Consider the following 15,290-nt stretch of genomic DNA (forward strand, 5'->3'; position numbering starts at 1 on the left):
TTAGTAAATTACAGCTTCAATAAGCTGTATGAACAAAAAAATAATATTCATGAGTGTGGCACTATGCTTCACTCATTTTTTATGGGCACAAACGCCGCAGTTATTAAAAGTGCGTAAGCATTTTGAAGATAACCAGCATGCCATCATCAATGAGTTTGTTTCCTTTCTTTCTATTCCCAATATTGCCGGTGATTCGCCCAATATCCGGAAGAATGCAGAGTTCATTATGAGTGCCATGAGCAAACGTGGTATTCAAAATGTGCAATTGCTCTTTCCTACTTCTACCAAAGCTGTTCCTGCTGTTTATGGTGAAGTAATAACACCGGGTGCCACACAAACCATCATCTTCTACGCACATTATGACGGGCAGCCTGTGATTCCTGCTCAATGGGCAAAAGGGTTATCACCATTTACGCCGGTGCTCACCAGTGAATCATTGGAAAAGGGTGGTAGCATCATCAACTTTCCAACAACAACACCATATGATCTTCAAAACAGGATCTATGCAAGAAGCGCCAGTGATGATAAAGCAGGTGTCATGGCCATTATTAACGCCTATGACGCATTGGTAAAATCAGGACTGAAGCCAAACGTGAACATCAAGTTCTTTTTTGAAGGCGAGGAAGAAAGAGGAAGTGATTTTTTACATGAGATTTTGCAAAATTATTCGTCATTGCTCAAAAGTGATTTATGGATTATTTGTGATGGTCCTGTACACCAGAGTGGATTAAAGCAGGTGGTATTTGGTGTTCGTGGTGATGCACATGTTGATATTACAGTGTACGGGAGCAAACGTCCATTGCACAGCGGTCATTATGGAAACTGGGCGCCAAGTCCACCCATGATGCTGGCCAAACTATTGGCATCTATGAAAGATGAAAATGGAAAGGTGACGATCAAAGGTTTTTATGATGATGTGATCCCTTTAACAGAAGCCGAGAAAAAAGCATTGACGCTTGTACCTCCTGTGGATGTACAAATGAAAAAGGAGCTGGGTTTTCCTGAACAGGAGATGAAGGGAATGAGTTTGGCGGAAGCGATCAATCTGCCATCTCTCAATATCAATGGTTTTCAAAGCGGCGGTGTAGGTAAGAATGCAAGCAATGTCATTACCATTTCTGCTACGGCAGTACTGGATCTGCGTTTGGTGGCGGGTAATGATTATCAAAAGCAACAGCAAAAAGTAATTGAGCATATTAAAGCACAGGGTTATTATGTGATCGACCGTGAACCAACGGATGAAGAAAGAAGCAGGTATGCAAAGATTGCCAAAGTAACATTGAGCAGCGGTTACAATGCGCAAAAAACACAAATGGACTTACCCATCGCACAAAAAGTAATTGCAGCTGTACAATCAACCACGAATGAGCAGGTGGTACTTATACCAACTGCCGGAGGCAGTTTGCCATTGTACGTATTTGAAAAGTATTTGAATGCAAAAACCATTTCGGTTCCTATTGCCAATCATGATAACAATCAACATGCAGAAAATGAAAACATCCGTTTGCTCAATTTCAGAAATGGTATTGAAACCTTTGCGGCATTGATGATGATGAAGTAGACTAAGACCTGCCTGTCAGCAGACAGGGATAAAGGAGGGAAGGAGTAAAGGAGGTTCTTGTTATTTTTTGAAAAGAAGAGTAGTTCAGCATCGGAATGAATAATTCAAAAACTTTGATTGTAATAGGTGGCGGTGCCGCCGGTTTTTTTTGTGCAGCGAATGCAGCAAGAATGAACCGGCAGTTAAAAGTGATTTTGTTAGAAAAGTCAAACAAACTTCTTTCCAAAGTAAAAGTGAGTGGTGGTGGCAGATGTAATGTAACACATTCCTGTTTTGATCTGAAGGATATGAGCCTTCATTATCCTCGTGGTGAATATTTTGTACGCAAGGCCTTTCATCAATTTTTTACAACGGATACCATAGAATGGTTTGAAAGCAGAGGTGTGAAACTGAAAGCGGAAGGTGACGGAAGAATGTTTCCTGTAACTGATTCCTCACAAACCATCATCGATTGTTTATTGCGTGAAGCGAATCAATATGGTGTGGAGATACTGATGAACAGGGAAGTAGAGAAATTGAAAACGGAAAATGGAAAGTGGAAAGTGGTGTTGAAGAACAATCAGGAGTTGGTTGCTGATTTTGTTTGTGTGGCCAGCGGTGGTTTTCCTAAGTTAAATCAATTTGACTGGTTGAAGGAAACAGGCCATACAATCATCGAACCTGTTCCTTCATTGTTCACTTTCAATATTCCCAAACACCCGTTGAATGAGTTAATGGGGGTGAGTATTGCCAATGCAACAGTAAAAATTCAACAAACCAAATTAAAGAACAGCGGACCATTATTAATTACTCACTGGGGATTGAGCGGACCTTGTGTGCTGAAACTTTCTGCATGGGGTGCTAAGGAGTTGCAGCAGTTGAATTATCAGTTTACGATTTCTGTTAATTGGTTGGGTGACAGCAAGGAAGAAGAAGTAAGAAATAAAATACAAAGTACAAGAGCGGAGAGTGCTTCTAAGAAAATCAGCAATACCAATTTGTTTCAACTGCCCAATCGTTTGTGGCACTACTTACTAAGTACATCTGATATTAATGAAGACATGCGCTGGGCCGATTTGCCTGCAAAAGCACAAAACAAACTTATTCAGCTTTTAATCAACCAGGAACTGAAGGTTGCAGGAAAAACAACCTTTAAAGAAGAGTTTGTTACGGCAGGCGGTATATCATTAAAAGAAATTGATCCTAATACTATGCAAAGCAAACTGCAAAAAGGATTATTCTTTGCAGGAGAGATTTTGGATGTGGATGGTATTACAGGTGGTTTCAATTTTCAACATGCATGGACGAGTGGGTTTGTGGCAGCAAAGGCGATTGCTACGTCTGAAGCCCTCGTCTGACGTAGCGATTGTAGTGCTCTTACTTTTTATAAATCACTCCGCACCGTCATGCTGAGGAACGAAGCATCTCTGTATAATAAAGCTGCAACTATATTGTTAGCAAAATAAAACTCAATCAGTTTCAAACTTACGGGATGTCTCGTGCCTCGACATGAAGGTCTCCGATGAGTGTAACTTTCCTGATAATTTAAAGACTTATTTCTCCGCCGTCAGACGAAGGCGTCAGACGGCTTGCCTCTGCTAATTTTATCTGTTCTAATCTGTTCAATTAGTTAAATCTGTGATTCTATCTTTTTTTTACCTGTGCCTCCATCTTCTTATCTTTAGTCAAACCCAACTACCATGAGCTCCCGCAGAAAATTTTTAACACAACTCACTGCCGCAACAGGTGCTTTCACTTTCTTTCCATTAACCAATAAAGCATTTGCTCATGAAGCAGAACATCGTTTTCAACAGTTTCAATCGTTGAATGATGTGGATGCCATGCAGGATGAAGATTTCTGGGGATGGATCAAAGAGCAATTCACTGTTTCGCCCAATTTATTAAATCTCAACAATGGTGGCGTGAGTCCGCAACCAAAAGTGGTGCAGGATGCACATATCCGTTTTTATCAGTTCAGCAATGAAGCGCCGAGTTATTATATGTGGCGTACACTGGACGAAGGAAGGGAAGGACTTCGTGGAAAGTTAGCCGAGCTTGCCGGTTGTAATGCAGAAGAATTGGCCATTAACCGCAATGCAACAGAAGGATTAAACACCGTCATCTTTGGTTTGAATTTAAAAGCAGGTGATGAAGTAGTGTTGACCAAACAGGATTATCCCAACATGATCAATGCATGGAAGCAACGGGAGAAACGTGATGGCATCAAACTCGTGTGGCTCAATCTGAATTTACCGGAAGAAAATGAAGAGGTCATTGTTCAGCAATATGTGAATGCGTTTACTTCCAAAACAAAAATTGTACATGTAACCCATCTCATCAACTGGACGGGACAGTTTTTGCCTATCAGAAAAATCGCTGATGAAGCACACAAACGTGGTATTGAAGTGATTGGTGATGGCGCTCATTCTTTTGCACACACTGATTTTAAAATTCCGGATTTGGGTTGTGATTATTTTGCTACTTCATTACATAAATGGCTGTGTGCTCCCTTTGGCAGCGGGCTGCTGTGGATCAAAAAAGAAAAGATCAAAAACATCTGGGCTTTGCTCAGCAATGATAAACCTGATGGGGAAGATATCCGTAAGTTTGAAACACTCGGTACACGCTCTTTTGCCAGTGAGATGGCGATTGGTAATGCAGTTGATTTTCACAATGTGATGGGTAGTAAACGCAAAGAAGAACGGTTGCGTTATTTAACGGATTACTGGACAAGCCGTGTGAGTGATTTAAAACGTGTTTCATTTTTACAACCTAAGACCAAACACATGTACTGTGCTTTGGCCAATATTGCCATTGAAGGAATGAAACCTGCTGAGTTTGCTTCCACACTTCATTCCAAATATAAAATTCATACGGTGGCGATTGATTGGGAAAACATTCATGGCACAAGGGTTACACCGCATGTGTACACATCTACAAAGGATATGGATCGTTTGGTGAAGGCGGTGAGGGAGATGCTTGGGTGAATTCTAGTTAAATAGATTAATCCAAAATTCTGTTGTTTTTATTTCGGCAGGAATTTGTTCAGTTCCTTTTTTGAGTAGGAATTTAATCCCTTCTTTTTTAGTGATATCAAAAACATCATGAAATAATTTATTACTGGTTTTTTTAATATTTTCTGCTAATTTGCTTAATCCTTTTGTTAGTTTACTCTTCGAGGTTTTTGGTAAATTCTCTTTAAGTAGTTTTGTTTCTTTAATTAGTTCATCTTTTTGCTCATCAGGAATTTCTTCCGAATTAATTACTTTGTATTCAATGTAATTAATGAAGTAATATATTACTTCTTGTTGTTTTAAGTCGAAAGGGTTATAAGCTGAGTCTTCATCTTCATTTGTAAAGTAATTTTTAAATTCATTCTCATAATAGTAGTCAAAAGGATTAAAAAATTCATATGTTACTTTTTCGATATTTAATATGAGTGTATACCATTTTTGAAGTTGCTGTTTTAATGGCTCAAGTTCAATGACATAACTCGTATAATCATTGTTGTATTGGTTATGCGGTTTGTAGTCGATTGTGTAGATTGTTTTTTTTGTTGATTTGTCAAAATTGACATGTCTAATATTAAAAAGATAATCTAATTTATAATCAGCGATACTGAAATATGTCTCAGTACTATTGAGGACTTGGATAAAATTGTCCCTTTCATCAACGAATTTCAATAAATATTTTTTCAAGTTAAGAGCCTCTTCCTTAGATACGTATGGTAGATTTTCAAAAGCTTCTCGTCTCATAATAAGATTCAAGTATTTTATTAGTTAAATTAATTAATACCTCCAACTCTCCAAATCAACTCCCTGCGGACTTCTGGTCTTCACTTCTTCTGCCCATTTACTAATGAACATGCGGTGATAACGTAAACGACTGATATAATTCGGCTGAGTATGATCGCCATTCCAGCAATGTTCAGCTCTATCACCGTAGTCAACAAAGGCATCAGGAGTGGGATTGGTTAACTGCTTTAAACGCTCTTCAAACAAATACACCGCATTGTTCAAATAGTAGTTGTCCATATCACCGCAATACACTCTTATTTTTCCTTGGAGTTTGTTGCCCAGTTTATTCCAATCACGCTGCAGGATATAACTCAAATCAAAATTCTCTTTCCAATATCTTGCAACAGTTGAATCAATCTCACCTGTGTACTTATTCCAGATCGGCTGCGGATAACCATCAGCACCGCAGGGAGAAAACACCGATTCCCACACATCAAACTGATCACCACTTCTGCTGTTGGTGCCCAATGCCAGTTCACGAAGATTCATGTCCCGCAACATCGCATCAACATGACCCAATTAATTTCTGTGTCCGGGTCTTAATGTTTTACGGAAAGGTCCTTCCTGGTAGTACGCATTTTTATCTTTATAAATATCTACGACCATGTAAGCACGAAAGTCAATAGGATCAGGACAGGCACTGTAACAACCATTGTATTCATCAGGATAAAATAGTTGGGCAGCCAATACTTCCCAGCCACCGGTACTACCACCATACATAAATCTCGCCCATCCGGCACCGATACCACGGAAACGTTTTTCAATTTCAGGAATGAGTTCATACGTAATGGCATCACCATACGGACCATTATTGGCACTGTTTACGGCATAGCTGTCGTCATAATAAGGAGTGGGGTGTTGAATTTCTATGGCAAGCACTCTTGGAAAATTCGGCCCTGTCCATAGTTTGTAAAAATCATATTCTTCCTGCTGTACAATTTTGTTATAGCCTGTTAAGTTGAAGCGGGCAATGTAATCAGGCTTCAAATCAGGATCAGGAGGTGTGGTTCTGAAACCGCCAAAATCATCAGGGAAATGTCCATGCATAATGGCTAATGGATATTTTACATTGGGATGTGTGTCCCAACCTTCCGGCAACAACACATGTGCGCCGATGTACATGGGTCGTCCCCAGAACTCCGTTAGTAGCTTGCTTTGTATTTTAATATGTTTGATATACTTCGTGTCTTCGGGTTCTTTAATAGGCGGAATTTCAGAATCAAGTTTAATGGTGTGTGCATCAATGCCTGCGTTATTGAAACGGAGTTGAACAGGCTTGTTATACAAATTGCCGGGTGCAAGGTTCCAGTGTTGTCCTTCGCCTCTGTCCATGGGCAATTTTACCGTGTGTCCATCTTTACGTTTAAAGGTTTCATATTTATGCAGTAGTACTTGCACATAGTAAGTTCCGTTCTTCAACTGCTTCATATTTTCCACCGGGTAACCGAATGCTTTGGCATCAATGGTTTTTACTTCGCCGGGTTTCCAGTTATCTACATTGATTCCAAATACCTGTTGGGTTTGTGGACCATCACTTATTTGAAAGCGTGGTTCAGCTTTGTTATTGGTACTGATGAGTAATAGCAATCTTCCGTCCAGCGGTTTGTTGCCGAACTGCGAGGGATAGGGTATGAGGAATTTGGTTTGGCTGAAAAGTACTGATGTAAGAAGTAAGAGATAAGATGTAAGAAGCAGTTTCATGTGCAATGATTTGGAAAAGAAAGTTACGATTTTGCACCTCACCCTCCAACTGCATTAATAAGTGTGAAAATGTTTTATTGTCGAAACTATAAACATTCAATAATTGTTTTAAAACAACAGATACAGTCTTTGCTTAATGGTAAGGTATCTGACGCCTCAGCGGCGTCCTGATAACGGTCTCCGAATTTTAAACCGGTTGTGGTGTCAGGACGTTGAAAACGTCAGACACCTTATAGGACAAATTAAGCATTGAGTTAAAGCCTTACCGAAATTTTAATATTGTTTGTGCCTTTTGTACGGATTGTATTAATTTTCGTGCTCATACTAATTATGTATTTACTTGTAAAAGTTCTCACACATTTTACCATCTGGCTTACGTGTAAGCGGTTCAGTATTTTCAACAAAACAGTTACTGCAACGGAAACGCCACTGGTGCTCGGTTGTCATCACCCTAATTCTTTTTTAGATGCGATATTGATTGGTGCCCAAATGAAAAAGCGGGTTCATTTCCTCACACGCAGCGATGTGTTCAAAAATAAATGGGCGGCCATGGTGATGCGTTCTGTAAACATGATTCCCATTTACCGCATCCGTGATGGTAAAGAAAATCTCGGTAAGAATGATGTGACATTTGAACTGTGCCGCCAGATCATTCAACGGGGTGAACATGTATTAATCTTTGTAGAGGGTTTCTGCAATCATCAAACTACCTTACAAACGCCTCTTAAAAAAGGAGCACCCCGTTTGTTGATACAAGGTTGGAAAGATGGAGTGGAAGTACAGTTGCTTCCTGTGTGGATCCGTTTCAACTCCTTCACGGTATTTCCTAAGGAAGTGGATATCCATTTTGGAAAGGCATTTGGAAAAGATATTGCAGGTGCCTCTAATGAAGAGGCGCTAATGATGCAGAATATCAATAAAGAAACGGAACGGCAGTTACAGCAGCTTTCCCAAATTCAACATGCAGCTTCAAAAAAGCAATCGGCTTTTCTTTCACTGCCCGCCCTGCTGGGAATACTTACGCACTTTCCTTTGTTTATTCCCGTTAAAATGCTGGCGCAAAAATTCCAGGGCTCCATCCATTATGATAGCATTTTGTTTACAGGTCTTGCTTTAACGTACCCGTTATACTTGTTACTGGCAGCTGTTCTTGTTTTTTGCACAGTTGCCGGATGGGCCGCCTTGGTTACTGTTTTACTGCTACCTTTATTGGCACGCTGTTATACTCTTTGGAAGTAAACTTAATTTTATGAACAAAAAAGTTCTGGCACTTTTACAGTTTGTTTTGTTTGCTGCAACCATTGTTATTAATGCTATGGCCAATGCGTTGCCCATAAATGGGTTGAGTACAGGTGAAGTGAGTGCTCTTTACTCCAATCTTTTTGTGCCGGCAGGATTTACCTTCAGTATCTGGGGAGTGATTTATCTTTTTCTGCTGGGCTATGTTGTTCTCAGCGGCATTGTGTTATGGAAGTTTGATGATGATGAACCGGCATTACAGCATGTGCGTTCCATTGGGATACTTTTTTTAATCACCTGTGTGTTGAATGCCGCCTGGATTTTTTCATGGCATTACCTGCAAACCGTTTTATCACTCATCATCATGCTTTGGTTGTTGCGCTCCTTGATGGCTGTTTATACAAAAATGCAAAAGCATCGTAGTGTTATCACGGGTGTTTACTTCCTTGTTTTGTATGTGCCGTTTGTTATTTACCTGGCATGGATTTCTGTTGCCACCATTGCCAATGTTGCAGCATTGCTGATAAATATTCAATGGAGCGGATTTGGAATCAATGAATGGATCTGGAGTTGTATTATGATTGCGGTTGCTTTTTTGCTTACGGTATGGTTTACTTACAAACAAGGTGAATTGTCTTTCGGGCTGGTTACAGCATGGGCCTTCTTTGGTATCTACAAAGGACAGTTATCAACGGATATTACCGTAAGTGCTGCGGCACTCACTGCATCTGTTTTAAGTTTAATTTTTGCAGTGGTAGGTTTTATACGTTGGACCCGCCGAACACCTCTGGAAGGAATTATCTGATCAGAAGCGTTTCTTCACAACATAGGTTTTTCCGATGCGGTCATGCAACGATCTGTATTTTTCATCTGTAAGCAGAAAAATCATTTCGATCAGGTAGATTACAAAAACAGAAGCTGCCAGTACCAATGCCATTACTACAGCCGGTGTTGAAAACAGATCCATCGGGTTACTCATCATATCTAACTGTGATTCACTGTTTCCATACATCGTTTGAATTTCGATGGCAATGCCTCCTGCCTGTATGGCGAGATAAATGAGGTTTCTCAGAAAAATATGCTGAAAAGTGGGCGGCATGAGTTCATAACTTACAATGCGTATACCCAAGGCCATTTTTCCAACGGTGGCTCCGTACCGGTACTCAAGAATAAGGTGATAAAACAGAGGAACTGATCCAAATAAAACAATCAATGCCAGGTTGTTTTTTTCCGGCATCATCCAGTCAGTCACGAGATTGAAAACGGTTAACAAAATTCCATCCAGGAATAAAGCTCCAAAGCGGGGCCAGAAACCAACAAAGGTGTAGGAGGGTTGTTCAAAATCGTTAAGCAGGCTTTCTTGAGGGTTTTCCATAAAAGGTTGTTTTCGTTGCAGGGATTCTTTTTTATTTTTTTACAAGAACTACTTTAGTATCTGTCCATCGGTCGTGCCATGGATTACCACCTAATGCGGAAAACGGTTCAAATGGAACTGCTCTTGAAAAACCTCTTTTAAAAGCATCTTCCCAGGTTATGGGTGAGCCATCGTCTTTTACAGCTATTGTGCCTGTTATCAATTTACCCAAAGTGCGGCCTTTGAAAAGACCTTCTGTAAGTGACATGAATAAGCCATAGAGCAACAAGCCCAATAACCTGTCAACTAATCCTGACCATGGACTGCTTGACTCATCCTGTAAAAAAGAAGATTCCGGGTTGATGAAATAAATAATGATGCCTAATGCAGCTCCACCTGCAAAAACGAAAATGTAAAAGCAAATAAGATCAATCAGGTAGTTGGCAAATCGTTTGCCCTGGCTGGCTTCTTCCTGTAGTACGGTACGGTCGTATTCGTTGAGGAAGTCGGGTTGTTGTTCGTTCATAATGGTGTAAGTTGAAGACGAATATAAAGGCCGTTTTTCAATTTTTAAAATTTTGAAGAAACGATTCCCGGCCTTTGATTCCTGGCTGAAAATCATCCCTTTTGAAGCCTTATGCCGGGGCTTTCGGTTTTGGCGGCAGACACCTTGAATAAATGATCAAAAAAGGGGTAATTCGCCCTCAAAAAAGCCCTCAATTCCTTTGCCTGCAAGGGTTTTCACCCTACCTTTGCCGCCCCGAACTAAATAAACAATCTCGGGACTATTTTATGTCAGAAAATCAAATTGTTAATCCAAACGCTGATGCACAGGAGAATGCAACAGTAGCCGAGGCTGCTGAAGTATCTACAGCGACAACAAAGGCACCTGTTATTGAAACGGCTCACGACGATTTCGACTGGAGCGTTGACAAACGTAATGTTGTTATTTACAGCAAAGAAGAGTATGCCAAATTCGACACTGTTTATGATGGCACTTTCAAGCAGGTAAATGATGGCGAAATGGTAGAAGGCCAGGTAGTGGCGCTGACCAAAACAGATGTGGTTGTAAACATCGGTTTTAAGAGTGATGGATTGGTTTCTTTAAACGAATTCCGTGATTTACAAGGTTTGAAAGTAGGCGACACCGTTGAAGTAATGGTGGTTGAAAAAGAAGACCGTGAAGGTCACCTGCACCTCAGCCGTAAGCTTGCCCGCATTACACGTGCATGGGAGCGCATTATGGAAGTGCATAAAACCGGTGAAATTGTTACCGGTTTGGTTACCAGCAAAACAAAAGGTGGTTTGATCGTGGATGTGTTCGGTATGGAAACATTCTTACCGGGATCACAGATTGATGTGAAGCCTGTAACCGATTATGATCAGTTTGTTGGTAAAACAATGGAATTTAAAGTTGTTAAGATCAACGAAAACATTAAGAACGCAGTAGTGAGCCACAAAGCGCTCATTGAAAGCGATATTGAACAACAGCGTGCTGCTATCATGAGCAAGCTGGAAAAAGGACAGGTACTGGAAGGTACTATCAAGAACATCACAGACTTTGGTGCATTCCTTGACCTGGGTGGTGTTGATGGCTTGTTGTACATCACAGATATCAGCTGGGGCCGTATCAACCATCCTTCAGAAGTATTGAAGATGGATCAGAAACTGAACGTGGTTGTTCTTGATTTTGATGATGAGAAGAAGCGTATCAGCCTTGGCTTGAAACAATTAACTCCGCATCCTTGGGATACTTTGAGCGAAAGCATTAAAGAAGGTGAAGTGGTGAAAGGTAAAGTAGTGAACATTGAAGACTACGGTGCGTTCCTCGAAATCATGCCGGGTGTAGAAGGTCTGGTACACGTAAGTGAAATCAGCTGGGCTAACACACCAATCAATGCAAAAGAATTCTTCAAGATGGGTGATGAGCATGAAGCCAAAATCGTTACACTTGATAAAGACGCACGTAAGATGAGTCTTTCTATCAAGCAAATGAGCCAGGATCCATGGAGCACAATCGAAGAAACATTCCCTGTAGAAAGCAAGCACAAAGGTTTGGTGAAGAACATCACTCCTTACGGTGTGTTTGTAGAACTGAAAGCAGGTATTGGTGGTATGATCCACATCAGCGATCTGAGCTGGACCAAGCGTTTCAACCATCCCGGTGAATACACAAAAGTGGGCCAGGAAATTGATGTAATGATCCTTAGCATTGACAAGGAAAACCGCAAGCTGCAGTTAGGTCATAAGCAGCTCGAAGAAGATCCCTGGAATGCATTGGAAGAAAGCTTTGCAATCGGCAGCGTTCATGAAGGTCATGTAATTAAGAAAGATGACAAAGGTGCATTGGTTCAATTGCCTTATGGTATTGAAGGTTTTGCTCCTGCCCGTCACCTGAATAAAGAAGATGGCAAAACAGTTGTGGCTGATGAAACCATCCAGTTTATGGTGATTGAATTTGACCGTAACGAAAAGCGTGTAGTGTTAAGTCACACCCGTATTTGGGAACAAGTGAAAGCAGAAGAGAAAGATGCTGAGCGTAAAGAAAAAACTGCTGAAGCGGCACGTACTAAGAAAGCGGTGAAAGATGTACAAAGCAAAGTAGAGAAAACAACCCTCGGTGATTTAGGTGTATTGGCAGATCTGAAAAAGAAATTGGACAGTGATGCTGCAGCTAATGAAAACGCAGGAAGTTAATTTCTATAAGTAGTTCATAAAAGCCCGTTGCAATTGCAGCGGGCTTTTTTTATACAGACGCTTCTGATGGGTATTTTCTATCTTCGTTTACAATACATTCTATGCGCTACTTTATAATCGGGTTTATGGGCAGTGGTAAAACACACTGGGCACGCCAGTGGGGTGAAGCATTTCAGTTGCCTGTTTACGACCTGGATGCTGAAATAGAAAAGAAAAGCGGTAAAACCGTAGTGCAGTTGTTTAAAGAAGAAGGAGAGGATGCTTTTCGTAAACTGGAGCGTAGTGTACTGCATTCTTTCAGTGAAAAGGATTCGTTTATATTGAGCTGCGGTGGTGGTACTCCCTGTTTTTATGATAACATCAAATGGATGAACAAACACGGAGTTACTATTTATCTCAAAGCAACTCCGCTGCAACTGGCGCAGCGTTTACTTACAGAAAAAGATACAAGACCTTTGATTAAAGACGTACCGGATGATTTGCTGGAGTCTTTTATTGCACAAAAACTAAACGATCGCATTGAGTGGTATACACAAGCGATGTATCATTTGCCTGTAGCACATCTTGCCAACGAAAATTTTGATCGAATAAAGTACCGGCATGAAAGATAAATTTTTAAAGATTGCATTTCTTGCGGCTGCTCTTGCTGTAGCATTGGGAGCCTTTGGTGCACACGCCTTAAAGCAATTGTTAGAAGAACAGCAATTGCAGACCTATCAAACAGCAGTTCAATATCATTTTTACCATGCGCTGGCACTGGCACTGGCCGGTTTGCTGCAACTGCATTATAACAGCAAGTGGTTGCGTTATGGCGGCAATCTTTTTTTGCTGGGATTGTTACTCTTTTGCGGTTCCCTTTACCTCATGAGTTTTTTAAAAGCAGGAGGCGTACAGGGCGTTAATTGGTTAGGAGCGATTACACCTCTTGGTGGTGTAGCTTTCATTGCCGGATGGCTGTGTTTGTTTGCAGGAGTTATGAAACCTGATCAGTAAGCGGAAGCGTTAATATAACAGTGGTACCGTTTCCTGCTGCAATGGAAAAACTACCTCCGATATTTTCCATACGCCTCTGCATATTCTTCAACCCGTTACCATATTCATTAAGCTTATCGGCCTGTATGCCTTTGCCGTCATCTGTAATATGTATAATCAAATGTTCATTGCAGGTAAACTCAATTGTTACATTAGAGGCCTGTGCATGTTTGATGATGTTGTTGAGTGATTCTTTCATTACAAGAAACAGGTTACGGCGTTTATTTCCGCTTAACTCAACATCGGGAATGTTTTCAGGTACAAGAATCCTGTAATTCAAATGAAAATTATCCAGGAATTCAGAAGCATTGCTGCGCATGTAAGCAATGGTACCTGTAAGGGTATCATTGCCGGGGTTCATACTCCAGATAATACCATTCATTTTACTCATCAGTTCATTGGCATTATTGGAGATGCGTGCAATTTCTTCCAGCGGTTGATCCTTGGTTTTTTTGCGGGCAATTTCACTCAGCAAACGGATGGCTGTTACACCGCTGCCCAGTTCATCATGCATATCGGCACTGATGCGGGTGCGTTCATCCTGCTGGGCTTTCAGTACCGCAATCTGTTTTTCATATTCTTTACGGTCGGCTTCCTGTTTGAGTACGGCATCCATTTGCGCTTTTTCAATCAGCTCTACTTTGTTTTTGTAAATCAAACCCAGCAAAAAGAAAACCATTTCTATAAAAATGCCTACTTCAAAATAGAGTAATGAATTCCGGAATAATCCTCTTTCAGGCATAAACGGCAGGTTCCGGAAGATGATGAGTAATTGAGACAGGCCCGCAAAAACAAGATTGGCAAGATTGCCCGCCACCAGGAAATTCATGAATTTATCTCTCATGAAAAAGCCAAGTATAACATAGGTAAGTCCCACGGCAATCATGAAAAACTTGCTGATGTTTTCAGTATTGTCCAATAGTTGAAACGGTTGGTTGGTGAAATACATCCAGCTAAAAAAGATAAGGAAAAGTAATACTGTAATTTCAGCGCCGGTAAGCACAAAATTTAAAATCTTATTTCGCTTAGCAGTGCTTATAAAGAAACGTGTAAACCGGATATAAAAAATATAACCGGTGAAGAGTAAGGCATAATCGAGGTATTCCTCATTAAAGAAATTAAAAGGCCTGGAAGATTCATAATAGGCAGCTTTCAGAAACAGCATCAGCGCCACACAAAATGCGTACAGCGAATAATATAAAAATTCACCTTTCCTGTTCTGGAAATAAGTAAAAAACGAAAACAGCAGCATCATAAAGAGCATGCCGGTGATGGTGTAGGTAATAATATCCAGGCTGTCCCAGTTGCTGAGCCTGTATTTAAGAAAGTATTTGTAAAAAGGTTTTTTAATAAAATAAGGACGGATGGCAGAGATGGTTGTCCTGGCATAATTGGTACGCACCATCAATTGTATTTCCTTGTTGGGTTCAAGGGTTATCTGGTTATAGGCCAGTTCTCCATCTCCGGGTGTGGTTTTTGGCAACTGTTTCCAGGGGGCGCCTGTACTGTCTCTTGTAAAAAGCTCAATGTTTTTAGAAAAAAAGCCGGCGGTAAAATAAAGGGTATCGGCCGAAGGTGAATCATTATCTATCCAGAAAAGCATGTAAACATAGCCGTCAATCATCAGTGGCTTTGGCACCCGTTCGTTCTTAAACTCATAAAGGTGCATGAACATTTTATTCCGGAGTTCAAGTGGGTTTTTTGTTCTGAGCGTATCTACATAAATATGGATATACTTGCTTACCTCATAGGCATTCTTAATCCTCGATGTTTTGATAACGGTAAGTGTTGAATCATCATGCGCATAGGTTTGGCTTGCCGCAAGCAGAAGAATAAATAGAAGCCGGGAATAACGCATGGTGCTAAGTTAATGCGCAAAAGTTAGGATATTTATCAGTAATACACAATTTGCATTGCTGTTTCGTGTTTC

The 15,290-nt window shown here is 40.6% G+C and carries 14 protein-coding genes; 8 read left to right on the top strand and 6 right to left on the bottom strand.

The genetic code is table 11. The features are described from left to right. Positions 1–28 precede the first annotated feature (28 nt). From PDL71_RS06835 to PDL71_RS06845, 3 genes are all read left to right on the top strand, one after another. Positions 29–1,561: a M20/M25/M40 family metallo-hydrolase gene (locus PDL71_RS06835; RefSeq protein ID WP_407527173.1), complete on the top strand. Its 1,533-nt coding sequence runs from the start codon at positions 29–31 to the stop codon at positions 1,559–1,561. Between the two features lie 95 nt (positions 1,562–1,656). After that, positions 1,657–2,898, top strand: a complete 1,242-nt coding sequence (locus tag PDL71_RS06840) for an NAD(P)/FAD-dependent oxidoreductase (protein ID WP_407527175.1) — start codon at positions 1,657–1,659, stop codon at positions 2,896–2,898. Positions 2,899–3,240: 342 nt separating this feature from the next. Further along, positions 3,241–4,527 (top strand): aminotransferase class V-fold PLP-dependent enzyme, encoded by a 1,287-nt coding sequence (locus tag PDL71_RS06845; protein ID WP_407527178.1) that lies wholly within the window; start codon positions 3,241–3,243, stop codon positions 4,525–4,527. Positions 4,528–4,530: 3 nt separating this feature from the next. On the opposite strand, the gene PDL71_RS06850 is transcribed toward PDL71_RS06845, so the two are convergent. From PDL71_RS06850 to PDL71_RS06860, 3 genes are read right to left on the bottom strand one after another with little or no spacing between them, the layout of a single operon-like run. After that, entirely contained in the window at positions 4,531–5,295 is a 765-nt protein-coding gene (locus PDL71_RS06850; RefSeq protein WP_407527181.1) for a hypothetical protein, read from the bottom strand. 33 nt (positions 5,296–5,328) lie between these two features. Next, a complete protein-coding gene (locus tag PDL71_RS06855) occupies positions 5,329–5,826 on the bottom strand; it encodes a hypothetical protein (RefSeq protein ID WP_407527184.1) in 498 nt (165 codons plus the stop codon). Between the two features lie 30 nt (positions 5,827–5,856). Continuing rightward, the gene (locus tag PDL71_RS06860; protein ID WP_407527186.1) at positions 5,857–7,038 is read right to left on the bottom strand and encodes a hypothetical protein; all 1,182 of its coding nucleotides are present in this window, start codon (positions 7,036–7,038) and stop codon (positions 5,857–5,859) included. Between the two features lie 330 nt (positions 7,039–7,368). Between PDL71_RS06860 and PDL71_RS06865 the strand changes: the two genes are divergently transcribed. After that, complete coding sequence (locus PDL71_RS06865) at positions 7,369–8,277, top strand: 1-acyl-sn-glycerol-3-phosphate acyltransferase (protein ID WP_407527189.1); 909 nt, start codon at positions 7,369–7,371, stop codon at positions 8,275–8,277. A 10-nt stretch (positions 8,278–8,287) separates the two neighbouring features. Next, a complete protein-coding gene (locus PDL71_RS06870) occupies positions 8,288–9,082 on the top strand; it encodes a hypothetical protein (RefSeq protein ID WP_407527192.1) in 795 nt (264 codons plus the stop codon). Here the strand turns inward: PDL71_RS06870 and PDL71_RS06875 are convergent, their stop codons facing one another. Beyond that, complete coding sequence (locus PDL71_RS06875; protein ID WP_407527194.1) at positions 9,083–9,652, bottom strand: RDD family protein; 570 nt, start codon at positions 9,650–9,652, stop codon at positions 9,083–9,085. It lies immediately after the preceding gene. A 31-nt stretch (positions 9,653–9,683) separates the two neighbouring features. Then, positions 9,684–10,157, bottom strand: coding sequence for an RDD family protein (locus PDL71_RS06880; RefSeq protein ID WP_407527197.1), 474 nt, complete (start codon positions 10,155–10,157; stop codon positions 9,684–9,686). A 266-nt stretch (positions 10,158–10,423) separates the two neighbouring features. On the opposite strand from PDL71_RS06880, the gene rpsA reads away from it, so the two are divergent. From rpsA to PDL71_RS06895, 3 genes are all read left to right on the top strand, one after another. Next, positions 10,424–12,328, top strand: coding sequence for a 30S ribosomal protein S1 (gene rpsA, locus PDL71_RS06885; protein ID WP_407527200.1), 1,905 nt, complete (start codon positions 10,424–10,426; stop codon positions 12,326–12,328). A gap of 101 nt (positions 12,329–12,429) precedes the next feature. Continuing rightward, on the top strand, positions 12,430–12,939 hold the full coding sequence (locus PDL71_RS06890) for a shikimate kinase (RefSeq protein ID WP_407527203.1): 510 nt from the start codon (positions 12,430–12,432) through the stop codon (positions 12,937–12,939). Beyond that, a complete protein-coding gene (locus tag PDL71_RS06895; RefSeq protein ID WP_407527206.1) occupies positions 12,929–13,321 on the top strand; it encodes a DUF423 domain-containing protein in 393 nt (130 codons plus the stop codon). The genes PDL71_RS06890 and PDL71_RS06895 overlap by 11 nt, the downstream gene beginning before the upstream one ends. Here PDL71_RS06895 and PDL71_RS06900 read toward each other — a convergent pair. Further along, positions 13,302–15,218, bottom strand: a complete 1,917-nt coding sequence (locus PDL71_RS06900) for an ATP-binding protein (RefSeq protein ID WP_407527209.1) — start codon at positions 15,216–15,218, stop codon at positions 13,302–13,304. The genes PDL71_RS06895 and PDL71_RS06900 overlap by 20 nt on opposite strands. Between the last annotated feature and the right edge of the window lie 72 nt (positions 15,219–15,290).

Origin of the sequence: Lacibacter sp. MH-610, assembly GCF_045780045.1 — a bacterium.
Classification (GTDB): domain Bacteria; phylum Bacteroidota; class Bacteroidia; order Chitinophagales; family Chitinophagaceae; genus Lacibacter.